The organism is Streptomyces sp. NA04227 (assembly GCF_013364195.1).
Taxonomy (GTDB): Bacteria; Actinomycetota; Actinomycetes; order Streptomycetales; family Streptomycetaceae; genus Streptomyces.
In genome coordinates this window covers 6,412,746-6,436,543 of sequence record NZ_CP054918.1, presented here as the reverse complement: position 1 = coordinate 6,436,543, position 23,798 = coordinate 6,412,746, and the positions used below count along the sequence as shown (strand labels likewise).

Here is a 23,798-nt window from a genome sequence, read left to right as displayed (position 1 = left end):
CGGCACCCCCTCTCCTTCGACACACGCGGAAGCGCGGGAGATCGTGTTCGACTTTCTTGATGGCTACGACGTGCTCGGGGCGTTCTGGAAAACCATCCAGCTGACGTTCTTCTCCGCCGTCGGCTCCCTGATCTGGGGCACCCTGCTGGCGGCGATGCGGGTCGGCCCTGTCCCGATCATGCGGTGGTTCGGCACCTTCTACGTGAACACCGTCCGGAACATCCCCCTGTCGGTGATCATCGTCTTCACCTCGCTCGGCCTGGCCCAGGTCTTCGGTGTCACCCTGGGCGCCGAGGAGGCGACGAGCTCGCAGTTCTTCCGGCTCTCCGTACTCGGGCTCACCGCGTACACCGCGGCGTTCGTCTGTGAGGCGGTACGCAGCGGTATCAATACGGTGCCCGTCGGACAGGCCGAGGCAGCTCGGGCGCTCGGTCTGAACTTCACCCAGGTCCTGACCCTGATCGTGCTGCCGCAGGCGTTCCGCTCGGTCATCGGCCCGCTGGCCAACGTCCTGATCGCGCTGACCAAGAACACCACGGTGGCCGCCGCCATCGGCGTCGCGGAAGCGGCGCTGCTGATGAAGGAGATGATCGAGAACGAGGCCCAGACGGTCCTCATCGGTCTCGTCTTCGCCTTCGGCTTCGTGGTCCTTACCCTCCCCATGGGCCTGTTCCTCAACTGGCTCGCCAAGCGCGTGGCGGTGAAGCGATGAGCTCCGTTCTGTACGACACACCCGGGCCCCGCGCCCGGGCCCGCAATCTGGTCCTGTCCGTCGTCTTCCTGGTGCTGCTCGCCCTCGCCCTGTGGTGGGTCTGGAACACCCTCGACGACAAGAACCAGCTGGAGTGGGAGCTCTGGGAGCCGTTCACCACCTCCGAGGCCTGGACCACGTATCTGCTGCCGGGCCTCGGTGAGACGCTCAAGGCCGCGGGTCTGTCGATGTTGATCGCGCTGCCTCTCGGCGCGGCCCTCGGCATCGCGCGCCTGTCCGACCACCGCTGGATCCGGGTCCCGGTCTCCGTAGTGGTGGAGTTCCTGCGCGCGGTCCCCGTCCTGCTGATGATGGTCTTCGCCAACCAGCTCTACGCGAACGCGGGCACGGTGAGCAGTGAGGACCGTCCCCTTTACGCGGTCGTCACCGGCCTGGTCCTCTACAACGCCTCGGTCCTCGCCGAGATCGTACGGGCCGGCATCCTGGCCCTGCCGAAGGGCCAGACGGAAGCAGCGAACGCGATCGGTCTGCGCAAGAGCCAGGTCATGCGCTCGATCCTGCTTCCGCAAGCGGTGACCGCGATGCTTCCGGCGATCGTCAGCCAGCTCGTGGTGATCGTGAAGGACACGGCTCTCGGTGGCGCCATGCTGACGTTCCCGGAGCTGCTCGGGGAAGGCAAGACGCTCGCCTCGAACTACACGAACATCGTGCAGGCGCTGGTCGTCGTCGCCGTCATCTTCATCATCGTGAACCTCATCCTCACGACCTTCGCCTCCTGGCTGGAGAAGTTCCTGCGCCGGAGCAAGCGGAGCACGGGCGCGGTGCTCGGAGTGAGTGCGGCGGAGAAGGCCGACGAGCCCGGCACCGGCAACTTCCCGTTCAAGACCGGCGAGGGTGGCGGCGGAGGAGTCGGCGGCGGCTTCTAGCCACCCTGGACGAATTGGTAACCCGACAGAGGCAGTGGCATGATCGCCACTGCCTCCGTCGCTTGACGTGGGAACCCGCAATAGGTTGCATACGTTCTGTGATCGTGCTCCCCGCTCCAACTGACATTTCCTGCGCCCCGCGCAGGACTCCGCTCCGGGACGGGGACGCCACGCCGTGGATCCGGTGATCGTCGTGGGGGCGGGGCCCGTCGGGCTCACGCTCTCCCTCGCGCTCGCGCGACTCGACGTCCCCTCCGTCGTACTGGACGAGGCAGCCGCCGCCGAACCGAGCCGTCCCGCCCGCACCGTCGTCCTGCACGAGCACACGGCCGCGCTCGTGCGGCGTCTGACCGGCACGGACTTCGCCAAACACGGCTGCCGCTTCGCGGGCTGGCGCTCGCTGCGCCGCAAACAGGAATTGCGCCATGTCACGTTCGGTGACGAGGATCCCGCCCCGTTGCACCTCGCGCAGGATGTCCTGACCTCGGCACTGCGCACCGCCGTCGCGGGGCAACGGCACATCCGGATCGTCCCGGGCAGCCGGCTCGACGCACTGGAGCAGAGCAAGGACGCGGTCACCGCCCACAGCAAGGGCCGTACCGAGACCTGGTGGCGCGGGAGTTACCTGGTCGGCTGTGACGGACCGCGTTCCACGGTGCGCAAGCTGATCGGCGTACGGTTCCCCGGTCGTACCGCCGTCGAACGGCACGCCGTGGCCGCCCTGCGCGCCGAACTCCCCTGGCAGGACGAGGCGTTGCTGCACCGCAACCCGCCGTGGCGCGGCGAGGGCCAGGAGATCTCCGGCCGTCCGCTGCCCGGTGACGTCTGGCGCCTGGACTGGCTGCTGCCCACCCGGGACGAACTCGTCACGCCCGAGGCCCTGGTGGCCCGGGTACGCCAGACCCTCGCGGGCTGGACCGGCGGCGCGAGCCCCGCGTACGAACTGCTCGACACGGGCGTGCACACCGTCCATCACCGTCTCGCCCGGCGCTGGCGGGTGGGCAGGGCCTTCCTCGCCGGGGACGCCGCGCATCTGCTCGGCGCCCTCGGCACCCACGGCCTCGACGAAGGCCTGCGCGACGCCGACAACCTCGCCTGGAAGCTGGCCCTCGCCTGGCATCACGGCCCCGCCGAGGCGCTGCTCGACAGCTACCAGGCCGAGCGCCGGGCTGCCGTCTCCACGCGGCTGCGTGCCGCCGACCAGGCGCTGCCCCTGGTACGGAGCGGGGGCGGTCTGCGCGCGCTGGTACCGGGCACCGCGCGCAGCAGCGACGTACTGCTGAGCGAGGGCCACCTCGGACGCGGCAAGATCGGCTCCCCCGGCACCTACCGCAACTCCCCGCTCGCGCCCGCCGGTTCACCCGCCCACAGCGCCGTGGGGACCACCCCCGGTGCCCCGGTCGTGGATGTCACGGTGACGGCCGAGGACGGCACCTTCGTGCCACTGCGCCAACGCCTGGGCCACGGCGCCCTGTTGGTCCTGCTCGTCGCTCCCGGCACGGGTGTCTGGGACCGGCGGCACTGGATGAGCGCGGGCCTGATGCCCCGACTCGCGGCCGCCGTCGAGGCCCTTCCGGCCCCGGCCGAACTCTTGGTGGCCGAGGAGTACCCGGGCGCCGCCGCCCACACCGTCCTTCTCATCCGCCCGGACGGCCACCTCGTGGCGTCCTTCGGCGGGGTCCACCCGCAGGAGCTGAAGCTGGCGGCGGAGGCGGCGCTCGGGCGCGGTGTTGTGGAGCGGGACGGGGGACGGAAGGAAGCCGGGCGGGGTTCTGGAGCTGGACCGGGTTCTGGGGCGGGCGCGGGTTCCGGGGCGGGTGCGGGTGCGGGTTCCGGGGCGGGTGCCGGTTCCAAGGCTGGTGCGGGTTCGGGCGAAGGTGCGGGGGCGGCTCCGCGGGTGATTGCAGGTTCGGCGGCGGTTGCGGTTCCCAGGGCCGTGGCTCGGGATGTGGATGGTCTTGGGCGCGGGGCGGCTCTGCGTGCGCTGCCCGCGGCGGGAGCGGGTGCGAGGGCCGGAGAGGGTCCGGAGGGCGAGAGAGGTTCGAGGGCTGGGGCGGGCTCCGGGACCGTTGCCGGTGCAGGCGCCGACGCCGACGCCGACGCCGGTTCAGAGTCCGATGCCGGTGCCGGGACCAGTGCGAGGTCGGAAGCCGGTGCCGGTTCGGGGAGCGGAGCGAGCTCGGGGTCGAGGAGCACCGGCGGTCGGAACAGCGCTGTCCCTCGTGCCTCGGGCGGGGACGACTCATGGCGAGCCGAGGCCCCGCCGCGCGGCTGACCTGCGGGGGCGCGGTGGCTGCGGGACTCCGGCCGCATCGGTGAGTTGACCCTCCGTAAAGGAGCATGGTGTACTCCGGAGCATGACCGACACTCGTGTGCTGCTGTGGCGGAGGGTCCATATGGACCTGGTCCGTTACGCGGGCTGCGTGTGTCGTCCGTCCTGTTGAACCCGCCTGCCCCTCTCTCACGCCGCCTTCGCCGGTGTTCCCGGGCCTCTCGGTTCCCCTGTCGCGTACGACGCCCAGGGCCGTGACCGCGGTGTGAGACTCCAGCGCACTCATCAGGACGGCACCCGTGTCACATCCCGTAAGCACTTCTCAGGTCGCGGCCGCTGACCAGGACCTGGCTTCGGCTCCGGCTCCCGAGCCGGTCTCGACTTCGTTTTCAGCTTCGGTCTCATCGGCCGATTCCGCCGACCCGCACCCCACCGACCCGCCCCGCGTCGACCCACCCGGCGCCGAGCATCCCGGTGCTGAACCGTCCCGCGCCGGATTGTCCGGCGCCGGACAGGGTTCCTCCGCCTCCCCGGATTCGGCGCGGAGTGCCGGCCCCGCACCCGGCCCCGGCGACCTGCTGGACTTCGTCCGACGCGCCGCCGCCGACCGGGAACTCATCTCCTCGCTCCCGCTCGACCCCGAGGGACGTACCTGGCTGCGTCTCGACGGTCCCGGCGGCAGCGAGGCCTGGCTCATCGGCTGGCCGCCCGGCACCGGCACCGGCTGGCACGACCACGCCGAGTCCTACGGCGCCTTCCTCACCGCCACCGGCGAACTGACCGAGAACGCCCTGGCCGTACGCCTTCCCACGGAGGGCTGGACCACCCTCGAACTCGCCGAGGGGGTCGACCGGCAGCGTCGGCTCCCGGCGGGCAAGGGCCGGGCCTTCGGACAGCAGCATGTGCACGAGGTCTACAACGAGTCGGCCGAGCAGCACGCCGTCTCCGTCCACGCCTACTATCCACCGCTGCCGCACCTGCGCCGCTACAGCCGCACCGGCCCGATCCTGCGGCTCGAACACGTGGAACGCCCGGAGGACTGGCAGTGAGCGAACATCCCCGCCCCGAAGCCCCCGGCGCCGAACGCCCCGGCATCGAGGGGCACTTGGAACGGGTACGCGCCGGTCTCGACCGCGTCCAGCCCCACGCCGCCCATTCCGCGTCCGAGTCCGGTACGACCCTGCTCATCGACATCCGCTACCAGGCCCTACGGGAACGGGACGGCCTGATCCCCGGCGCCCTGGTCGTCGAGCGCAACGAACTCGAGTGGCGGCTGGATCCCAGAGGCAGCCACCGGCTCCCCCAGGCCACCGGCCACGACCTCCACGTCGTCGTCATCTGCAACGAGGGCTACGCCTCCAGCCTGGCCGCCTCCTCCCTCAAGGACCTCGGCCTCCACCGGGCAACGGACCTCGTCGGCGGCTTTCAGGCATGGCGCGCGGCAGGCCTGCCGGTCGTACCGGTCACGGAGTCCGGCCCGTCGTCCGCCTCGTGGCGCGCCCCGTCGATAGCCGAGGTCCACTAGCGAGGAAGCCGACGGCGAGCACGAGGCTGCGCGGAGTTGGAGCCGGAGCCGGAGCCGAGGGACAAGACCAAGCCGGGGACGGGAGTTGAGGCAGGGCGGGAGTTGAGGCAGGGCGGAAACGTGCGAAGGAATCCGTGAACGCACCGGTCGTCCGGCTTCATCTGTCGTCTCCGGCTTCACGTGCCGACTCCGGCTTCGCCGGTCGATCTCCGGCCCGGTGCTCAGAACTCTTCCGCACTCTCCCCCTCCCCCGCCTCCAACTCCCCCACATCCTCGCCCTCTTGCTCCAAAGCCTCCCGTACCACCCGCATCGCGAGCCCCTGGCCGTAGCCCTTGCGGGCGAGCATTCCGGCGAGACGGCGCAGGCGCTTGTCCCGGTCGAGGCCGCGGGTGGACCGGAGCTTACGGGCGACCAGTTCGCGGGCGGTGGCCTCCTCCTGCTCCGGGTCGAGTTGTCCGACCGCCTCGTCGATCAGGGTGGAGTCGACGCCCTTGGTGCGCAGTTCCTGGGCGAGCGCGCGGCGGGCGAGCCCGCGGCCGTGGTGACGTGACTCCACCCAGGCATCGGCGAAGGCCCCGTCGTTGATCAGCCCGACTTCCTCGAACCGGGACAGCACCTCGTCCGCGGCCTCGTCCGGAATCCCGCGCTTGCGCAGAGCCGCGGCGAGTTGTGCGCGGGTGCGCGGGGTCCCGGTGAGCAGGCGCAGGCAGATCGCTCTGGCCCGCTCCACCGGGTCCCCTGGCGGCGCCGCTTCCTCGGCCCTCGACGGGGAAGCGGCGCTGTCCTGGTGCCCTGGAGTCCGTCCACGCGAACGACCGCGCCGACGGCGGCCGTTCGCGGACGGGGCGTCCACGGCCTCACCCCGTCCGGGGTCCCAGCCCTCGGAGTCCCCCCAGTCCTCGAAGTCTCCCGAGCTCTGGGAGTTCGCCGAGTTCCGGGAGTTCTCAGCCTGCGCCGAGTCCTGTCCGTACCGCTTGTTCCACCGGCCTTCGCCCGATCCCCCGCCGTCGGCCACGGGCTCCGGCCAGTCGGTTCGCCGTGTCACGGATCAGCTCTTGGCCGAGGCGGCCTTGGGCTTGGTGGCCTTGGCGGCCGGGGCGGGAACGGACTTGGCGGCGGCATCGGCTGCCGGGGCGGCCACCGCGGCGTCGGCTCCGGGCTCGGGCTCGGCCGCGGGGTCCGCGGGCTTCACGCCGACGCCCAGCTTCTCCTTGATCTTCTTCTCGATCTCGTTGGCCAGATCGGGGTTGTCCTTCAGGAAGTTGCGGGCGTTCTCCTTGCCCTGCCCGAGCTGGTCGCCCTCGTACGTGTACCAGGCACCCGCCTTGCGGACGAAGCCGTGCTCCACGCCCATGTCGATCAGGCCGCCCTCGCGGCTGATGCCCTGGCCGTACAGGATGTCGAACTCGGCCTGCTTGAAGGGCGGGGCGACCTTGTTCTTGACGACCTTGCAGCGAGTGCGGTTGCCGACCGCGTCCGTACCGTCCTTGAGGGTCTCGATACGGCGGATGTCGATGCGCACCGAGGCGTAGAACTTCAGGGCGCGGCCACCGGTCGTGGTCTCCGGCGAGCCGAACATGACGCCGATCTTCTCGCGGAGCTGGTTGATGAAGATCGCGGTGGTCTTGGACTGGTTGAGGGCGCTGGTGATCTTCCGCAGCGCCTGGCTCATCAGTCGTGCCTGGAGACCCACGTGCGAGTCACCCATCTCGCCCTCGATCTCCGCGCGCGGCACGAGGGCCGCGACCGAGTCGATGACGATCAGGTCCAGAGCACCGGAGCGGACCAGCATGTCCACGATCTCCAGGGCCTGTTCGCCGTTGTCGGGCTGGGACAGGATGAGGTTGTCGATGTCGACGCCGAGCTTCTTGGCGTACTCGGGGTCGAGGGCGTGCTCGGCGTCCACGAACGCCACCTGTCCGCCGGCCTTCTGGGCGTTCGCCACCGCGTGCAGGGTCAGTGTGGTCTTACCGGAGGACTCCGGTCCGTACACCTCCACCACGCGCCCGCGCGGCAGGCCGCCGACCCCCAGGGCGACGTCGAGCGCGGTCGACCCGGTGGGGATGACCTCGATGGGCTCGTTCGGCCGCTCGCCGAGGCGCATCACGGCGCCCTTGCCGAATTGCCGTTCAATCTGCGCGAGTGCGGCGTCGAGCGCCTTCTCTCGGTCCGTTCCAGCCATGGGTTCCACCCGGTTTGCTTGAGTCGATCGCTTCACGTCAAAGACGCTAACGCCTGCCACTGACAATGCGCTTCGACGCCCTCCGGCCTGTGGATAACTCGGGGAATTCTCACGGGAATCCGCTGGGGAAGGCCCCCGGTCGCGAGCGATGCCGGACCCCATGAGAATGGATGTTCGATTTTCGTGTCAAGCACGACCCGCCGCTTCACCGAGCGTACGCCCGGCCCGCCACACCGGGCTCGTTCTTCGACGGAAGCCCGGCGCCCCCAGACCCCGTTCGTGTACGGAACCTCAGCGACTCCCCGGCCCACTCACCACACGCTTGAACCGCGAACGGAAGGAACCGCCCCGCGCGTTGGCGGTCCGGTGTCCGTGGACGCGCGGGTCGTCCATCACCTCGTAGCGGCGCACGTAGGCCCCGAGGAACGCCTGGAGCGTGGCCACCGCGGGGATGGAGATGAGTGCGCCGACGGCGCCGAGCAGTGCGGTTCCGGCGATGACGGAGCCGAAGGCGACGGCGGGGTGGATGTCGACGGTGCGGGCCGTGAGCTTCGGCTGGAGCAGGTAGTTCTCGAACTGCTGGTAGATCACCACGAAGATCAGCACCCACAGGGCGTACCAGGGGTCGACCGTGAAGGCGAGCAGCATCGGCAGCGCACCCGCGAGATAGGTGCCGATGGTCGGGATGAACTGCGAGACCAGGCCGACCCACACGGCGAGGACGGGAGCGTAGGGAACGTTGAGGAACTCGAGCAGGACGTAGTGCGCCACCCCGGAGACCAGGGCCATCAGGCCGCGCGAGTAGAGGTAGCCGCCGGTCTTGGCGACGGCGATCTCCCAGGCGCGGAGCACCTCGGCCTGCCGCGCGGGGGGCAGCAGCGAGCAGACGGTGCGCCGCAGTCGCGGTCCGTCGGCGGCGAAGTAGAAGGCGAACAGCAAGATCGTCAGGAGCTGGAAGAGTCCGCCGAGGACCTGGGCGGAGACGTCGAGGACGCCGCTCGCGCTGTTCTGCACGTACTTCCGCAGCCAGTCCGAGTGCACCACGCTGTCCTGGACCTCGACCCGGCTGAGTTCCGTGTGGAAGGTGCTGTTCGTCCAGTTGATCAACTGGTCCAGATAGCGCGGGAAGTTCTCGATCATGTTCACGATCTGACCGGCCAGCATCGAGCCGAGCAGCGCGACGAACCCGGCCGCCACGGCCACGACGCACAGGAAGACGATCCCGGTGGCCAGACCGCGCCGCATGCCCAGGTGGGCCAGCCTGCTCACGGCGGGCTCGACGGCCAGCGCCAGGAAGAACGCGATCAGTACGTTGAGGAGCAGCCCGGTGAGCTGGTGGAAGGCCCAGATACTGAACTGGAAACAGGCGACGAGGGCCAGCGCGAGAATGATGGCGCGCGGCAGCCACCGCGGCATACGCGCGGCGGCGTCCCGCACACTCGCGGTTCCTGGGCCGGGTCCGCCCGGGGACGGGATCTCGGCTACGGGATTCTCTGCGACCTTCGCGGTCTCGTCTGTGGGGGCCACCCGGACAGTCTCGCCTACCTCGCAGTCAAGACCAGAGCCAGGGCCACTTTCCGCCAACTGTTCATCAAACCGTCCGCCGGGACGGCAAGGGCACGGTCGCACCCGGAACGGACCGGAGTCGAGCGGTCACCGCTTCCGGGCCGCCACCAGGTTTCGGGCGTCACCGACACCGGCCTTCGGACCGTCACCGGATTTCGGAGCGTCACCGCCTCCCGGACCGTCACCGGCTCTCGGGTGGCACCCCCATCGTCGCGCACACCACGCGCCAGACGTCCTTGGCCTCCCAGCCCGCGTCCAGCGCCTCGTTCACCGTGCGCCCGCCCAGATCGCTCATGACGTGGTCGCGGGCGAAGGTGTCGGCGTAGCCCACGCCGAAGTGATCGCCCATCCGCTGCCAGAAGACCGTCAACCGCATGACCCCAGTATCCCGCCCCTGAGAGTGCTCCCGGCCCGAGAGGCCTTGCCCGGGAGCTTTCGCCCTCTACGGTCGGAACATGGCCGAAACAGGAGCTTCCGCACTCCCTTCGCGCGCGCCGCACGCCGCCGCCCGCGCTCTCTGGTCCGCCCCCGCCCCGCCCCCCGAGGGCCCGGGGTCACCGCTCGGACGCGCCGCCAGGTTCATCTGGCTGACCGGTCGCGTACTGGAGCAGCGGCTTTTCGCGCACCTCTTCCTCGGCGGCCCCGCCGACCCGGTCGACGCCGCCCTCACCGCGTACGCCAACCAGGACGGCAGTTTCGGCCACGGCCTGGATCCAGCGGTGCGCGGCCCCGGAAGTTGCGCGGCGCACGCGGCGCACGCGCTGCGCGTACTGGAGGCCGTCGGGCGCTGCGACGGCCGCCGCGTCGAACTGATCTGCCGCTACCTGACCTCGGTCTCCGAACCCGACGGGGCGCTCGCCGCCCGCGCGGGCGAGGGGCGCCAGGGCCCGACGGGCGTGCCGGTGCCGAGGGCGGCGGGCACGCTGCGCCTCGCGCGCGGTGAGCTCGGCGCGACCGGGCCGGTGGTCGGTCTGCTGCACCGCAACGACGTCTGGCACGCCTGGCTGTTCCGGGCCACCGAGTTCTGCTGGCAGGCGGTCGACTCGCTGGCCTCGCCCGACCCGTACGAGGTGGCGTCGGCCGTGACCTTCCTGGACAGCGCTGCCGACCGCTCCCGTGCCCGGGCGGCAGCGGACCGCCTCGGGCGGCTGGTACGAGCGCAACGGCTGGTGGTGCTGGACCCGGCGCGCGCCGGAGCCTCCAGCGCGCACTACTTCCCGTACGACTTCGCGCCCCGCCCCGACTCCCTAGCCCGCTGCTGGTTCACCGACGCCGAGACGGAGGGTGCGCTGGACTTCCTCGCCGCCCAGCAACGCGAGGACGGCGGCTGGCCGGACCGTCCGGCGGGCAGCCCGGGCGAACTGCGGGCGCGCGTCTGCCCGCCCGCCGCCTCCGTCGAACGCAGGCCGATGGTCACCATCGAGCGGCTGCGCACACTCGCCGCGTACGGAAGGGTGCTGGGCTGAGACTCCCTCGTACCGGTAGGACGCTGAGCCCAGGCGTACCGGTAGAGCGCTGAGCCCAGGCCGAGCTGTCCGCCACCGAATGTCCTCAGCTGCCACGCCCTCAGCCGATGAGGGCGCGCAGCCCAGCCGTGACGGCGATGGCCGAGGCGACCACCACGAGGAAGGGCGCGCGCAGCAGGAGTGCCACACCGGCCGCGGCGATCCCTGCCGCCCGGGCGTCCACGGTCAGGGTCTGGCCGTCCGCGAAGGTCTGCTGCGCGGTGAGCGCCGCGAGCAGCGCGACCGGCATCAGGGCGGCCAGCCGCTGGACCAGCGGCCGTTCGAGCACTCCGGCCGGAACCAGAAGTCCGGCCAGCTTGACCAGGTAGCAGCCCGCGGCGGTCACCGCGATGGCGATCCAGATGTTCAACGTGTCTCAGCCCCTTCTCCTCCGGGCTCCGCCGCTTCTCGTTCCGCTTGTTCCGCAGGTTCTTGCGAGCGCGCTCGTCGACGCTCACCCCGGCGCAGGCCCTGCGCGTACAGGACCGCGGGTGCGGCCAGGGCGGCGACGAGTACCGGGACCCCGGCGGGGAGGACGGGGAGCAGTCCCAGACCGAGCAGTACGGCCAGGAGCGCCGTCGTCCGCTGGGTCGTGCCGCGCAACATGGGCGCGAGCAGCGCGAGGAAGACGGCGGGTCCCGCGGCGTCCAGGCCCCAGGCCGCGGTGTCGCCGATGGCCTCGGCGCCCAGGGCTCCGGCCCAGGTCGTCAGGTTCCACAGCACGTACAGGCTCAGACCGGTCACGACGAATCCCAGCCGTGCCGCGCGCCGGTTCGGCTGAGCCAGCGTGACGGCCGTGGTCTCGTCGATCACCCAGTGCGCGGCCAGGGGGCGTACGGCACGCGGCAGCGCGAGCAGTTGCGACAGGCGCAGTCCGTAGAAGGCGTTCCGGGTGCCGAGGAAGAAGGCACCGGCCGCCGCGGTCAGCGGACCGCCACCCGCCGCGAGGGCTCCGACCAGGGCGAACTGCGAGGCGCCGGTGAACACCAGCAGGCTGAGTACGCAGGTCTGCGCGAGGCTCAGGCCACTGCCCGCCGAGGTCACCCCGAAGGCGAAGCCGGACAGCCCCACCGCGACCCCGACGCCGAGCGCGTCACGCACCACCGCCGCGTCGGTCTTGCTCGGCACCTCGGTGTCAGGTGCCTGTGCCGTCACCGATGCCACCGGTTCCGAGGCGGCCTCGGTCCCAATCCCGGCCAGTTGTCGGTCCGTTGCCGTCGCCGTTGCCCCGCCCGAACTCGTCCCCGAACTCGTCCCCGAACTCGTGCCCTCCGCTGTCGATCCCGCTGTCGTCGCCGACGGATCTCGTGCCGTTTCCGCTGCCAGGTGCTGTTCTCCCACGTCCCGGACGTTACGAGAGGCCGCCGCTTGTCGTCTTGTACGTTCTTGCACCCACCTCGCGTCACCTTCCCGTACGGCTTCCGGCGCGGCTTGTGGCACGACTTCCTGTACGACGTTCCCGCGTCAGAGCCGAAGTCCCGACGTCCCGTGCGCCTCGTCCGCCCCGAGCCGCTCGCGCCGATACGCCCCGGGCGGCACCCCCACGATCCGGGTGAAGTGGCGGTTCAGATGGGGCTGGTCGGTGAAGCCGACCGCGACGGCCGCCTCCGCGGGCGGGACGCCGGTGTCGAGCAGCCGTTTGGCGCGGCGTACCCGGGCGTCGGTGAGCCAGGTGTGCGGCGGCATTCCGTAGGCGTCGCGGAAGGCGCGCAGCAGGGCGAAGGGAGTGGTTCCGAGTTCGGTCGCGAGGGCTTCGAGTGACGAGGGCTCTGCCATGCGTTCCTCGAGCAGCTGACGGGCGCGTTCCGCGGTCCGCGCGCCTGCCGTGCGCACCGCGCGCCGGGGCAGGGGACCGCCGTTGCGCCGCAGCAGCCGGGTGACCGCCAGCCGCAGCTTGGTATCGGCGGCCAGTGCGTTGCCCTGCTCGGCGGCGCGCAGGACCTCGTGGACCAGGCGCGCGGCGGCCGGATCGTCCAGTACCGGCTCGGTGAAGCCCGGTGTTCCGCGCAGCCGGGTCGTCTCGGCGGCGATCTCGGCGACCAGTTCCGGCGACGGGTACACAGCGCCGTAACGCCAGCCCTCGGGCCCGTGCGCCCGGCCGGTGTGCGGGGTGTCCGGGTTGACGAGGGCGAGCATGCCGGGCCCGGCGTGCACCTCGGCCCCGCCGCGGCCGGAGCGGCCGGGGACCGCGCGGGGCCCGTAGACGTCGAAGACCTCGACGCCCTGCGAGATCGCCGCGATCACGAAGCTCTCGTGGGTGTGGCGTACGAAGGTCTTGCGTACGTAGCTCGCCTGGAGCAGGTCGACGCCCGGGAGCGGGGCGTACCGCCAGTGCCGCGCGACTTCCCGTGAGCCTGCCATGCCTCCATTCTGCGATACCCCTGCGAACGGCCTTTGCGCAGGTGGGCGGGCATTGTCGGTGGCCGGGTGCAGGATGGGGGCATGGTCAGGTCCGCGCTCGACGACTTCTCCCCCGCGACCCGCAGCTGGTTCACGGGGGCCTTCTCCGCGCCCACCGCCGCCCAGGAGGGCGCGTGGCGGGCGATCGGGCAGGGTGCGGACGTCCTCGTCGTCGCGCCGACCGGCTCCGGCAAGACACTCGCCGCCTTCCTCGCGGCGCTCGACCGGCTCGCGTCCGCGCCGCCGCCCGCGGAACAGAAGAAGCGCTGCCGGGTGCTGTACGTCTCCCCGCTCAAAGCCCTCGCCGTCGACGTGGAGCGCAATCTGCGCAGCCCGCTGACCGGCATCCGTCAGGAGGCCGTGCGCCTGGGACTGCCCGAGCCCCAGGTGCGGGTCGGGATCCGTTCCGGGGACACCCCCGCCGCCGAGCGCCGTGCGCTTGCGACCCGCCCCCCGGACATCCTCATCACCACCCCCGAGTCCCTGTTCCTGATGCTCACCTCGGCCACCCGGGACGCCCTGACCGGCATCGAGACGGTGATCCTCGACGAGGTGCACGCGGTGGCGGGCACCAAACGCGGTGCGCATCTGGCGCTCACCCTGGAGCGGCTCGACGAACTCCTGCCGCGCCCCGCACGCCGTATCGGTCTGTCGGCGACGGTCCGCCCGGTGGACGAGGTGGCCCGTTTCCTCTCGCCGCAGCGAAGGGCGGAGGTCGTTCAGCCGCCCTCCGGCAAGGAGTTCGACCTGTCCGTCGTGGTGCCGGTCGAGGACCTCAGCGCGCCCGGTGAGACGCCGGGTGCCGCGCCGCCGGCCGACGGCTCGGGGGCTCCCGACGGCGGTGCGGAGGGAGGTCCCTCGATCTGGCCGCATGTGGAGGAGCGGATCGCCGATCTGGTGCAGGCGCACCGCTCCACGATCGTCTTCGCCAATTCGCGCCGTCTCGCGGAGCGGCTGTGCAACCGGCTCAACGAGATCGCCCACGAGCGCGCCACCGGCGAACCCCTCGAAGAGGCGCACGCCCCGGCCCAGTTGATGGGCGGTTCGGGTGCGGCACGGGGCGCCTCCGCGGTGATCGCCAGAGCGCACCACGGTTCGGTGTCGAAGGAACAGCGCGCGCTGGTCGAGGAGGACCTCAAGGCGGGCCGTCTGCCCGCGGTGGTCGCCACGTCCAGTCTCGAGCTGGGCATCGACATGGGCGCCGTCGACCTGGTCGTCCAGGTCGAGTCACCGCCCTCGGTGGCCTCCGGACTCCAGCGGGTCGGCCGGGCGGGACACCAGGTGGGAGCGGTGTCGACCGGGGTGGTGTTCCCCAAGTACCGGGGCGACCTGGTGCAGGCGGCCGTGGTGACCGAGCGGATGCGCACCGGCTCCATCGAGTCGCTGAAGGTGCCCGCGAACCCGCTCGACGTACTGGCCCAGCAGTTGGTCGCGATGACCTCGATGGACACCTGGCAGGCGGACGACCTGCTCGCCCTGGTGCGCCGCGCGGCACCGTTCGCCGCGCTGCCGGAGTCCGCGTTCACCGCCGTCCTCGACATGCTCGCGGGGCGCTATCCCTCGGACGCCTTCGCCGAGTTGAGACCCCGCGTCGTGTGGGACCGCGTGGCGGGCACGGTCACCGGGCGGCCGGGGGCACAGCGCCTTGCCGTCACCTCCGGCGGCACCATCCCCGACCGCGGCCTGTTCGGAGTCTTCCTCGCGGGCGCGGACCCCAAGCGGGGCGGCGGACGGGTGGGCGAACTCGACGAGGAGATGGTGTACGAGTCCCGGATCGGGGACGTGTTCACGCTCGGTACGAGTTCCTGGCGCATCGAGGACATCACCCGCGACCGGGTCCTGGTCTCCCCCGCGCCGGGCGTGCCGGGGCGGCTGCCGTTCTGGAAGGGCGACCAGCTCGGCCGTCCGCTCGAACTGGGCCGTGCGGTGGGCGCGTTCCTGCGCGAGGTCGGCTCGCTGTCCGCGGAGGACGCCCGGCTGCGGCTGCTCGCCGCCGGACTCGACGCCTGGGCCGCGGACAACGTCCTCGCCTATCTCGACGAGCAGCGCGAGGCCTGCGGTCATGTGCCCGACGACCGCACCATCGTCGTGGAGCGCTTCCGCGACGAGCTGGGCGACTGGCGGGTCGTCGTCCACTCCCCCTTCGGCGCCCAGGTGCACGCCCCGTGGGCGCTGGCCCTCGGGGCCCGGCTGTCCGAGCGGTACGGCATGGACGCCCAGGTCATGCACGCGGACGACGGCATCGTGCTGCGGCTGCCCGACGCCGATCTGATGAGCCTGGACCTGCTGGACCAGGACCCGGCGCGGCTCGGCAGCGAGTACGACGCGGAGAAGGCCCCGGTCGGCGCGGCCGATGTCGCCTTCGACAAGGGCGAGGTGGACGGGGTGGTCACCGAACAGGTCGGCGGCTCCGCCCTGTTCGCCTCGCGGTTCCGCGAGTGCGCCGCGCGGGCGCTGCTGTTGCCGCGCCGCAGCCCCGGCCGCCGGACCCCGCTCTGGCAGCAGCGCCAGCGCGCGGCCCAACTGCTCGAAGTGGCAAGCGAGTACGGCTCCTTCCCGATCGTGCTCGAAGCCGTACGCGAATGCCTCCAGGACGTCTTCGACGTGCCGGGACTCACCGAGCTGATGGGCGACATCGAGTCCCGTGCGGTGCGCCTGGTGGAGGTGACCACCCCCGAGCCCTCGCCGTTCGCCCGCTCCCTGTTGTTCGGGTACGTCGCCCAGTTCCTCTACGAGGGGGACTCGCCGCTGGCCGAACGCCGGGCGGCGGCCCTGTCGCTGGACTCCCGGCTGCTCGCCGAACTGCTCGGCCAGGCGGAGCTGCGCGAACTGCTCGACGCGGAGGTGCTCACCGAACTCGAACGCGAGCTCCAGTGGCTCACCGAGGACCGGCGGGTCAAGGACGCGGAGGGGGTGGCCGACCTGCTGCGGCTGCTCGGCCCGCTCACCGAGCAGGAGTTGACCGAGCGCGGCGCCGAGCCGCAGTGGGCCGCGGAACTCGGCGGTGCCCGTCGTGCCATCCGGGTCCGGCTCGCGGGCCGGGACCACTGGGCGGCGGTGGAGGACGCGGGCAGGCTGCGCGACGCCCTCGGTACGGCGTTGCCGGTGGGGGTGCCCGAGGCGTTCACCGAGCCCGTCAAGGATCCGCTCGGCGACCTCCTCGGCCGGTACGCCCGTACGCACGGCCCGTTCACCACCGCCACCGCGGCGGCGCGGTTCGGACTCGGCGCGGCGGTCACCGAGGGAGCCCTGAAGCGGCTCGCCACGGGCGGGCGGCTGGTGGAGGGCGAGTTCCACCCGGCGGGCATCGGCCAGGAGTGGTGCGACGCGACCGTACTGCGCAGACTCCGCCGCCGTTCGCTGGCCGCCCTGCGGCAGGAGGTCGAGCCGGTGGCCCCGGCGGCGCTCGCCCAGTTCCTGCCCCAGTGGCAGCACCTCGGCGGCCAGGGGCTGCGCGGCATCGACGGACTGGTACGCGCGGTCGAACAGCTCCAGGGCGCCTCCGTACCGGCGTCCGCGCTGGAGCGCCTGGTGCTGCCGTCCCGGGTCACCGGCTTCGCTCCGGCCCTCCTGGACGAACTGACCTCGGCGGGCGAAGTGGTCTGGGCCGGAGCGGGCGCGCTGCCCGGCAAGGACGGCTGGGTCCGCCTCTTTCTCGCCGACGCCGCACCGCTGTTGCTGCCCGAACCGCTCCCCCTGGAGCCGACCCCGCTGCACCAAGCGGTCCTCGACGCACTGTCCGGCGGGTTCGGACTGTTCTTCCGGCAGATCGCGGAACACGTACGGTCCGGTACGCACCCCGAGGCCACCGACCCTCAACTCGCCGACGCCGTATGGGATCTGGCCTGGTCCGGACGGCTCACCAACGACACCCTGGCGCCGATGCGGGCCCTGCTCGGGTCGGGCCGTACCGCGGGAGCCACCGCCCATCGCGCCAAACGCGCGGTGCCCCGGGGCCGTTACGGCAGCCTCACCGCGGCCGCGCGTCCCGCCTCACGCTCCGGACCGCCCACCGTCGCCGGGCGCTGGTCACTGCTGCCGGTCCGCGAACCGGATCCGACGGTGCGGGCGCACGCGCTGGCCCGTACCTTGCTGGACCGGCACGGCGTACTCACCCGCGGCGCGGTGGCGGCGGAAGGCGTCGAGGGCGGGTTCTCCGCGGCCTACCGGGTGCTGTCCGTCTTCGAGGAGAGCGGCCAGGCGCGCCGGGGTTACGTCGTGGAGGGCCTCGGCGCCGCGCAGTTCGCCATGGACGGAGCGGTGGACCGGCTGCGCGCCACGGCCAACGCCCGCGAGCGCGAACAGTCCCTGCCCGAGCAGCCAGAGGGATACGCGGACGGCTTCCACCGTGCGCCGTCGCGGACGGCCGGACCCGCGCGCGCCGTGGTTCTCGCCGCCGCCGACCCGGCCAACGCCTACGGCGCCGCCCTGCCCTGGCCCGAACCACCCAGCGGCGCCCAGCACAAGCCGGGCCGCAAGGCGGGCTCGCTCGTCGTACTGGTCGACGGCGAACTGACCCTCTACATGGAACGCGGCGGCAAGACACTCCTGGTCTGGACGGAGGCCGACAGCGCTGCCGAAGCGGTACGCGAGGCCCGGCTCACCACCGCCGCCGAGTCCCTGGCGGCCGCGGCCGCCGCGGGCTCCCTCGGCACGGTGACCGTGGAACGGATCAACGGCACTCCCGCACTCACCTCACCATTCGGCCCCGTACTGGAAGGAGCGGGCTTCCACGCCACACCACGCGGGCTGCGACTGCGCGCCTGAGGAGGCCCACGGCGGTGCGCGGGCGTCCCGGCCGTCGCCGCCCCGCTCTTCCGCCCGTGCCCCGGCTCCCCGGTCCGTGCCACCCTGGTCCCATGCCCGAAGGAGATTCCGTCTGGCAGGCCGCCCGGCAACTGGACAGTGCGCTGGCGGGTGAGCCGCTGACCCGTTGCGACCTGCGTGTGCCGCGACTGGCCACGGTCGATCTGACCGGCCGCCGCGTCCTGGAGGTGACCCCGCGCGGCAAGCATCTCCTCACCCGCGTCGAAGGGGGCCTCACGCTCCACTCCCATCTGGGCATGGAGGGGAGTTGGCGGATCTTCGAGCCGGAGGAGCGCTGGCGCGGCGGCCAGGGCCACCAGATCCGCGCGATCCTCGCCAACTCGGCCCGTACCGCGGTGGGTTACCGGCTGCCCGTGCTGGAACTGGTGAGGACCGGCGAGGAGTCCGGGATCGTCGGCCACCTCGGCCCGGATCTGCTCGGGCCGGACTGGGACCCCGCGAAGGCCCTGGCCAATCTGCTCACCGAGCCGGACCGGGAACTCGGCGAGGCACTGCTCGACCAGCGCAACCTCGCCGGAATCGGCAATGTCTACAAGTCCGAGATCTGCTTCCTGCTGCGCGTCACCCCCTGGCTCCCGGTCGGCGAACTGCCCGCGCAGGCCACCGAGCAACTCCCCCTGCTCGCCAAGAAGCTCCTCGAAGCCAACCGCGACCGCCCGCTGCGCCGGACCACCGGCCGCCCCGACCAACGCCACTACGTCTACGCCCGCGCCCCGCGCCCGTGCCTGCGCTGCATGACGTCCGTCCGCGTGGCCGACCAGGGCGAGCCCGGCCGCGAACGGCCCACCTACTGGTGCCCCAGGTGCCAGCAGGGCCCCTCCCCCGCCCCGGCGCGCACACGCACCCCCGGCGGCTCCGCGATCAACCCCCGCACCTCCACGCAACCCCGGCGCCCACGCCGTACGCCGGGCGCCTGAGCCACCGCGCACGCGGGCGCCCGAACCACCACGCGCAACGGCGCACGCGCTCCCGCCACGCCCACGCCTCAAGAAGCCTTGGCGCTCATGAAGCGTTGGCCCTCAACAAGCCTTCGCCCTCGGGAAAACATCCCGCTCAAGGACGCATCCCGCCCTCAAGGAGCCTTCCGCTCAAGGGACTTCCCGCCACCCAGCCGCCGCAGCCAGGTGCCGGTACGGGGCGAGTCCCGTACCGCGGGCTTCGGTACGCAGTGCACCGGCAACAGGCTCAGGCTCCAGCCGCCCGCCGCCATCGCGGCCTCGGCGGTGCCCGCACCCGGTACGAGGATCAGCCGCAGCACGGCGGCCCACCAGAGCAGGCCGAGAACGAGAGCCGCGCCGCAGCGCGCTATTCGGCCCTTCACAGCGGCGTCTCCCACTCCCCTGGGCCGCCCATCGGACCACGGCTCCCGGACGGGCTGAAACCGCGCCCGCCCCCGGAACGCCGGGCCCCCGCCGAACCCCCCGCTCCCGGAGGAGCCACCGCACACACGGCGCACCCCTGAGGCCGACCCGGGCACCGCACGCGCCCGGCCCCGCACAGAACGTCACGTTCCTCGCGTACGGTCATCCGGCATCAACCTCCGCGACCAGTCTCACCCGCCCGACCCGAGGCCGCACCCAGGCGGCGCAGCCAGGCCCGTAGCGGGTGGCCGCACACAGCCATAGGCCCGAACGAACGCAGAACCGGTCCCGGACGCACACAGCATCCGGAACCGGTTCCCCAGCGGCCAAGCATTCAGGCGAGCAGATGGCCAGACAGCCCATCCTGCCCAGCGATCAGGCGACGAGCGCACGGCCGGGCGACGAGCAGAGCCCGCCCTTCAGCAGCCCCGCCGCCGTCCGCCGTACCTCAGCCGTCCCTCATCCGTTCTCCGCCTGGAACATCCAGTGGTGCTTCTCCAGATCGGCGGTGAGCTGGATGAAGATGTCCTGGGTCACCGGGTCGGGGTCGGCCGTGCTCAGCACCCGCTCACGCATCCTGGTGATCACGGCGCCGAGTGCCTTGACCAGGGTGTCGACCGCGTCGGTGTCCTTGATCCAGCCCTCGGCGACCTGGTCGATGCCGGTGCTCTTGGCGACCGTCACGGCCCGGCCGTCGGGAGAGACCCCGAGTGTGGAGGCCCGTTCCGCGACGGTGTCGGAGTGCTTACGGGCCGTGTCGACGACATCGTCGAGTTGCAGGTGGACAGTGCGGAACCGCTGTCCGATCACATTCCAGTGCACCTGCTTTGCCACGAGGGAGAGATCCACGAGGTCGACCAGGGCACCCTGCAGGGCCTCGGAGACGACCTTGAGATCAGCGTCCGCCAGTGGGCTCTTCACGACGTACATCCGAATCCTCCGGTTTCCTCGTCGGTATTCGCTTCACGCGCGACGCCTTCGCACGACTCTGTCCACCATGTCACATAGCGACATAAGCAACATTTCAGTGGATCTCGGATCGCCTGACCGGAATCAGGCCCGGAAAACCCGAAACCCCCGCCGGTGCGGCCCGGTGGGGCCGCCCCGTCAGGGGTTCTGGCAGTACTGGCGTCAGGCGGCGACGACGTCCACCGCCTCCGCGGGTGCCTTGATCGTGACGCGTTCCGGTGGCACACCGGTCACGGAGACGGAACCCAGCATCGGACGTACCGGTGCGGGGACAGACTCTGTGGCGGCTGCCGACTGGGCCAGCTCGGCGAGTGCGAGGTCGTCGCTGACCTCGCGCATGAGCTCGGACATCCGTACGTCAAGCGCGTCGCAGATGGCGGAGAGCAGCTCGGAGGACGCCTCCTTCTGCCCCCGCTCCACCTCGGAGAGATAGCCGAGAGAGACTCGGGCGGACGAGGAGACTTCGCGCAGAGTACGGCCCTGGCGCTGGCGCTGCCGACGCAGCACGTCACCCAGCAGGCGACGGAGCAGAATCATCGGTCGCTCCCTCCTCGGACCGTGTAGCCGCATCCTTCACGCCCCACCGTACCGCCTTGCGTCGCGGTCGTGCGGGGGACGATGTCGTGTTCACTCAGGGCTGCAAACATCAAGTCCCCCCGTATTGTTCCGTATCCTGTGTCCGCTCGTTCCGGGACTGTTGCCCCGGAAGCTCTTCACAAAGCAGTGCGAGCACGCTCCGTGCACTCTCCCTACGGATTTCCGCCCGATCGCCTTTCAATCGCAGTGCGGCCACTTTCCCCTCGCCGAGTGGCCCCCGCACCGCGACGAACACGGTCCCGACCGGCTGTCCGTCCTGCGGCTCGGGCCCCGCGACGCCGGTGGTCGCGATCCCCCAGTCGGCATCGAGCGCCTCACGCACGCCCCGCGCCATCTGCAGCGCGACCTCGGGATCGACGGCCCCGCGGGCCCTGAGTATCTCCGCATCGACGCCGAGGAGCCGGTGCTTCAGTTCGGTGGCGTAGGGAGTGACAGAGCCGCGGAAGGCGCGGGAGGCACCCGGCACCGCGGTGAGGTCGGCGGCCACCAGACCGCCGGTCAGCGACTCGGCCACCGCGAGCGTCTCACCACGGGACCGCAGCAGCCGCAGGGCCTCGTGGGCGGGCCCGCTCATCGGTCCCGCTCCACCGCGGGCCGCTCACCCGCGCGCCCTTCCCCGGCAGCGGCGCCCTCGCCGCCCACCCGCCGGCCCGCGTCCGCGGTCGCGGCACCCTCACCCGCTACGGCCTGCGGAGGCGCTGCGACCACGGAAGCACCGGCCGACTCCGTGCCGCCACTGTCCACCGCCCGCCGCGCGGCGAGCCCGCGCCTGCGCAGCACGATCGCTCGCTGGATGTAGTCGAGTCCGGTGACCACGGTGAGCACCACGGCCACCGCCATCACCCACCAGCGCAGGGTGGCCAGCGGGCCGGTCAGCGCCAGTACGTACATGCCCACCGCGGTGCCCTGGGCGAGCGTCTTCAGCTTGCCGCCGCGGCTCGCGGGGATCACGCCGTACCGGATCACCCAGAACCGCAACAGCGTGATGCCGAGTTCCCTGGAGAGGATCACGGCGGTCACCCACCACGGCAGGTCGCCGAGGGCCGACAGACAGATCAACGCCGCGCCCATGATCGCCTTGTCGGCGATGGGGTCGGCGATCTTGCCGAAGTCGGTGACCAGGTTGTACGTACGCGCCAGATGGCCGTCGAACAGGTCGGTGATCATGGCGATGGCGAAGGCGGCCCAGGCCAGCGAGCGCCAGGCGGGGTCGTAGCCGCCGCCCGCGAGCATCAGCGCCACGAAGCCGGGCACCAGCAGCAGCCGGGCCATGGTCAGCAGGTTGGCGACGTTCCAGAGGCTGACCTGGCGGACGGCCGAACCGTCCGGCTTTCCCCCGCGCACCGGCTTCGCCGCCGATGCGCCGGAGCCGCCCGCGGCGGACGCCGGAGCTCCGGTCATCTGCCTGCCTCCTCGTGACACTCTCCGGAGAGCCCGATCGGCTCCGCCACCAGGTCGACGCCTTCGGTGGCCACCACCTTGGCCTCGACCAGCGAGCCCACCGCGATCCCCTCGACGCCGGTCAGGTAGACCTGTCCGTCCGTCTCGGGCGCCTGGTGCGCCGCGCGCCCGTACACCTCGGTCTCGTCCGTGTCCTCGGCCGCCTCGTCGACGCGGCTGCCGTCGCTCTCCACCAGTACTTCCACGGTCTCACCGATGCGTTCGTCCGCGCGCTGGGCGGTGAGCTCCTCGGCGAGCCGGGAGACTCTCGCGAGGCGTTCGGCAACGACGTCCGCGGGGAGCTTGTCCGTGTATCCGGCGGCCTCCGTGCCGTCCTCGTCGGAGTAGCCGAAGACCCCGATCGCGTCGAGGCGGGCGCCGGTGAGGAAGCGCTCCAGCTCGGCGAGGTCGGACTCGCTCTCGCCGGGGAAGCCCACGATGAAGTTCGAGCGCACGCCCGCCTGCGGGGCCTTGGAGCGGACCGTCTCGAGCAGGTCGAGGAAGCGGTCGGTGTCGCCGAAGCGGCGCATGGCGCGCAGCACCGCGGGCGCCGAGTGCTGGAAGGAGAGATCGAAGTAGGGCACGACCTTCTCGGTCGAGGTGAGCACGTCGATCAGGTCGGGCCGCATCTCCGCGGGCTGCAGATAGCTGACCCGCACCCGCTCGATGCCGTCCACCGCGGCGAGTTCGGGCAGCAGCGAGTCGAGCAGCCGGATGTCCCCGAGGTCCTTGCCGTACGAGGTGTTGTTCTCGGAGACCAGCATGATCTCCTTCACGCCCTGCTCGGCCAGCCAGCGCGTCTCGTTCAGCACGTCGGAGGGGCGCCGCGAGAGGAAGGAGCCGCGGAAGGACGGGATGGCGCAGAACGAGCAGCGCCGGTCGCAGCCGGAGGCGAGCTTCACCGAGGCCACCGGGGCGGTGCCGAGTCTGCGTCGCAGCGGTGCGCGCGGTCCGGAGGCGGGCGCCAGACCCTCCGGCAGATCCGGCAGATCGGCGGGCGCGTGGCCCGGGACCGCGACCTGGGCACCGGCCTCCTGGCGTGCCACCGGGCTGACCGGCAGCAGCTTGCGGCGGTCGCGCGGGGTGTGGGCGGCATGGATGCCGCCGCCCAGGATGGTCCGCAGCCGGTCGGAGATGTCGGTGTAGTCGTCGAAGCCGAGCACACCGTCCGCCTCGGGCAGCGCCTCGGCGAGCTCCTTGCCGTACCGCTCGGCCATGCAGCCGACCGCGACGACGGCCTGCGTACGGCCGTGCTCCTTGAGATCGTTCGCCTCAAGGAGGGCGTCGACGGAGTCCTTCTTGGCGGCTTCGACGAAGCCGCAGGTGTTGACGACGGCGACGTCCGCTCCCGCGGCGTCCTCGACGAGTTCCCAGCCGTCCGCCTCCAAACGGCCTGCGAGCTCCTCCGAGTCCACCTCGTTGCGGGCGCAGCCAAGCGTGACAAGGGCGACGGTACGGCGATCTGGCATGGGCACAAGCCTACGCGGACATTCGGGCCCGTCCGACAGTCCCCGC

General features: G+C 71.8%; 21 protein-coding genes and 1 pseudogene. 9 read left to right on the top strand and 13 right to left on the bottom strand.

Translation table 11 applies throughout. The features are described 5' to 3' along the window. The first annotated feature begins 43 nt into the window (after positions 1–43). The 6 genes and pseudogenes from HUT18_RS27360 to HUT18_RS27340 all read left to right on the top strand — a co-directional run bounded on the left by HUT18_RS27360 (position 44) and on the right by HUT18_RS27340 (position 5,435). Entirely contained in the window at positions 44–712 is a 669-nt protein-coding gene (locus HUT18_RS27360; protein WP_176103190.1) for an amino acid ABC transporter permease, read from the top strand. Further along, positions 709–1,638: an amino acid ABC transporter permease gene (locus HUT18_RS27355; protein WP_176103189.1), complete on the top strand. Its 930-nt coding sequence runs from the start codon at positions 709–711 to the stop codon at positions 1,636–1,638. The genes HUT18_RS27360 and HUT18_RS27355 overlap by 4 nt, the downstream gene beginning before the upstream one ends. 175 nt (positions 1,639–1,813) lie before the next feature. Beyond that, positions 1,814–3,361: pseudogene (locus HUT18_RS27350) on the top strand (FAD-dependent monooxygenase); the annotation flags it as partial. Positions 3,362–3,995: 634 nt separating this feature from the next. Then, positions 3,996–4,082, top strand: coding sequence for a putative leader peptide (locus HUT18_RS34370; protein WP_368661575.1), 87 nt, complete (start codon positions 3,996–3,998; stop codon positions 4,080–4,082). Between the two features lie 325 nt (positions 4,083–4,407). Next, positions 4,408–4,959 carry a cysteine dioxygenase gene (locus HUT18_RS27345; RefSeq protein ID WP_176103188.1) on the top strand — a complete coding sequence of 184 codons (552 nt, stop codon included), beginning with the start codon at positions 4,408–4,410 and terminating at the stop codon, positions 4,957–4,959. Continuing rightward, positions 4,956–5,435 (top strand): rhodanese-like domain-containing protein, encoded by a 480-nt coding sequence (locus tag HUT18_RS27340; protein WP_176103187.1) that lies wholly within the window; start codon positions 4,956–4,958, stop codon positions 5,433–5,435. Before HUT18_RS27345 ends, HUT18_RS27340 begins: the two co-directional genes overlap by 4 nt. Before the next feature lie 221 nt (positions 5,436–5,656). Here HUT18_RS27340 and recX read toward each other — a convergent pair whose 3' ends face one another. The 4 genes from recX to HUT18_RS27320 all read right to left on the bottom strand — a co-directional run bounded on the left by recX (position 5,657) and on the right by HUT18_RS27320 (position 9,560). Continuing rightward, positions 5,657–6,481: a recombination regulator RecX gene (gene recX / locus HUT18_RS27335; protein WP_254878833.1), complete on the bottom strand. Its 825-nt coding sequence runs from the start codon at positions 6,479–6,481 to the stop codon at positions 5,657–5,659. A gap of 3 nt (positions 6,482–6,484) precedes the next feature. Beyond that, complete coding sequence (gene recA / locus HUT18_RS27330) at positions 6,485–7,618, bottom strand: recombinase RecA (protein WP_176103186.1); 1,134 nt, start codon at positions 7,616–7,618, stop codon at positions 6,485–6,487. A 291-nt stretch (positions 7,619–7,909) separates the two neighbouring features. After that, positions 7,910–9,094 carry an AI-2E family transporter gene (locus tag HUT18_RS27325; protein ID WP_254879102.1) on the bottom strand — a complete coding sequence of 395 codons (1,185 nt, stop codon included), beginning with the start codon at positions 9,092–9,094 and terminating at the stop codon, positions 7,910–7,912. Between the two features lie 271 nt (positions 9,095–9,365). After that, entirely contained in the window at positions 9,366–9,560 is a 195-nt protein-coding gene (locus HUT18_RS27320; RefSeq protein ID WP_176103185.1) for a DUF3046 domain-containing protein, read from the bottom strand. A gap of 79 nt (positions 9,561–9,639) precedes the next feature. Here HUT18_RS27320 and HUT18_RS27315 point away from each other — a divergent pair, with 79 nt between their 5' ends. Beyond that, positions 9,640–10,650 (top strand): prenyltransferase/squalene oxidase repeat-containing protein, encoded by a 1,011-nt coding sequence (locus tag HUT18_RS27315; RefSeq protein WP_176103184.1) that lies wholly within the window; start codon positions 9,640–9,642, stop codon positions 10,648–10,650. Positions 10,651–10,750: 100 nt separating this feature from the next. Here HUT18_RS27315 and HUT18_RS27310 read toward each other — a convergent pair whose 3' ends face one another. The 3 genes from HUT18_RS27310 to HUT18_RS27300 all read right to left on the bottom strand — a co-directional run bounded on the left by HUT18_RS27310 (position 10,751) and on the right by HUT18_RS27300 (position 13,050). Next, positions 10,751–11,059, bottom strand: coding sequence for an AzlD domain-containing protein (locus HUT18_RS27310; RefSeq protein WP_176103183.1), 309 nt, complete (start codon positions 11,057–11,059; stop codon positions 10,751–10,753). Continuing rightward, complete coding sequence (locus tag HUT18_RS27305; protein ID WP_176103182.1) at positions 11,056–11,853, bottom strand: AzlC family ABC transporter permease; 798 nt, start codon at positions 11,851–11,853, stop codon at positions 11,056–11,058. The genes HUT18_RS27310 and HUT18_RS27305 overlap by 4 nt, the downstream gene beginning before the upstream one ends. 300 nt (positions 11,854–12,153) lie before the next feature. Continuing rightward, the gene (locus HUT18_RS27300) at positions 12,154–13,050 is read right to left on the bottom strand and encodes an AraC family transcriptional regulator (RefSeq protein WP_176103181.1); all 897 of its coding nucleotides are present in this window, start codon (positions 13,048–13,050) and stop codon (positions 12,154–12,156) included. Positions 13,051–13,131: 81 nt separating this feature from the next. On the opposite strand from HUT18_RS27300, the gene HUT18_RS27295 reads away from it, so the two are divergent. After that, positions 13,132–17,856 (top strand): ATP-dependent helicase, encoded by a 4,725-nt coding sequence (locus tag HUT18_RS27295; RefSeq protein WP_176103180.1) that lies wholly within the window; start codon positions 13,132–13,134, stop codon positions 17,854–17,856. A 92-nt stretch (positions 17,857–17,948) separates the two neighbouring features. Next, on the top strand, positions 17,949–18,833 hold the full coding sequence (locus tag HUT18_RS27290) for an Fpg/Nei family DNA glycosylase (protein WP_176103179.1): 885 nt from the start codon (positions 17,949–17,951) through the stop codon (positions 18,831–18,833). A 155-nt stretch (positions 18,834–18,988) separates the two neighbouring features. Here HUT18_RS27290 and HUT18_RS27285 read toward each other — a convergent pair whose 3' ends face one another. The 6 genes from HUT18_RS27285 to rimO form a co-directional block, all read right to left on the bottom strand. After that, positions 18,989–19,237 carry a hypothetical protein gene (locus HUT18_RS27285; protein WP_176096605.1) on the bottom strand — a complete coding sequence of 83 codons (249 nt, stop codon included), beginning with the start codon at positions 19,235–19,237 and terminating at the stop codon, positions 18,989–18,991. Positions 19,238–19,736: 499 nt separating this feature from the next. Next, positions 19,737–20,207 carry a Dps family protein gene (locus HUT18_RS27280; protein WP_176103178.1) on the bottom strand — a complete coding sequence of 157 codons (471 nt, stop codon included), beginning with the start codon at positions 20,205–20,207 and terminating at the stop codon, positions 19,737–19,739. 201 nt (positions 20,208–20,408) lie between these two features. Continuing rightward, on the bottom strand, positions 20,409–20,783 hold the full coding sequence (locus HUT18_RS27275) for a helix-turn-helix domain-containing protein (protein WP_176103177.1): 375 nt from the start codon (positions 20,781–20,783) through the stop codon (positions 20,409–20,411). 109 nt (positions 20,784–20,892) lie between these two features. After that, the gene (locus tag HUT18_RS27270; RefSeq protein ID WP_176103176.1) at positions 20,893–21,417 is read right to left on the bottom strand and encodes a CinA family protein; all 525 of its coding nucleotides are present in this window, start codon (positions 21,415–21,417) and stop codon (positions 20,893–20,895) included. Further along, on the bottom strand, positions 21,414–22,244 hold the full coding sequence (gene pgsA / locus HUT18_RS27265; protein WP_176103175.1) for a CDP-diacylglycerol--glycerol-3-phosphate 3-phosphatidyltransferase: 831 nt from the start codon (positions 22,242–22,244) through the stop codon (positions 21,414–21,416). Before pgsA ends, HUT18_RS27270 begins: the two co-directional genes overlap by 4 nt. Then, entirely contained in the window at positions 22,241–23,752 is a 1,512-nt protein-coding gene (gene rimO / locus HUT18_RS27260) for a 30S ribosomal protein S12 methylthiotransferase RimO (RefSeq protein WP_176103174.1), read from the bottom strand. The genes pgsA and rimO overlap by 4 nt, the downstream gene beginning before the upstream one ends. Positions 23,753–23,798: the final 46 nt, after the last annotated feature.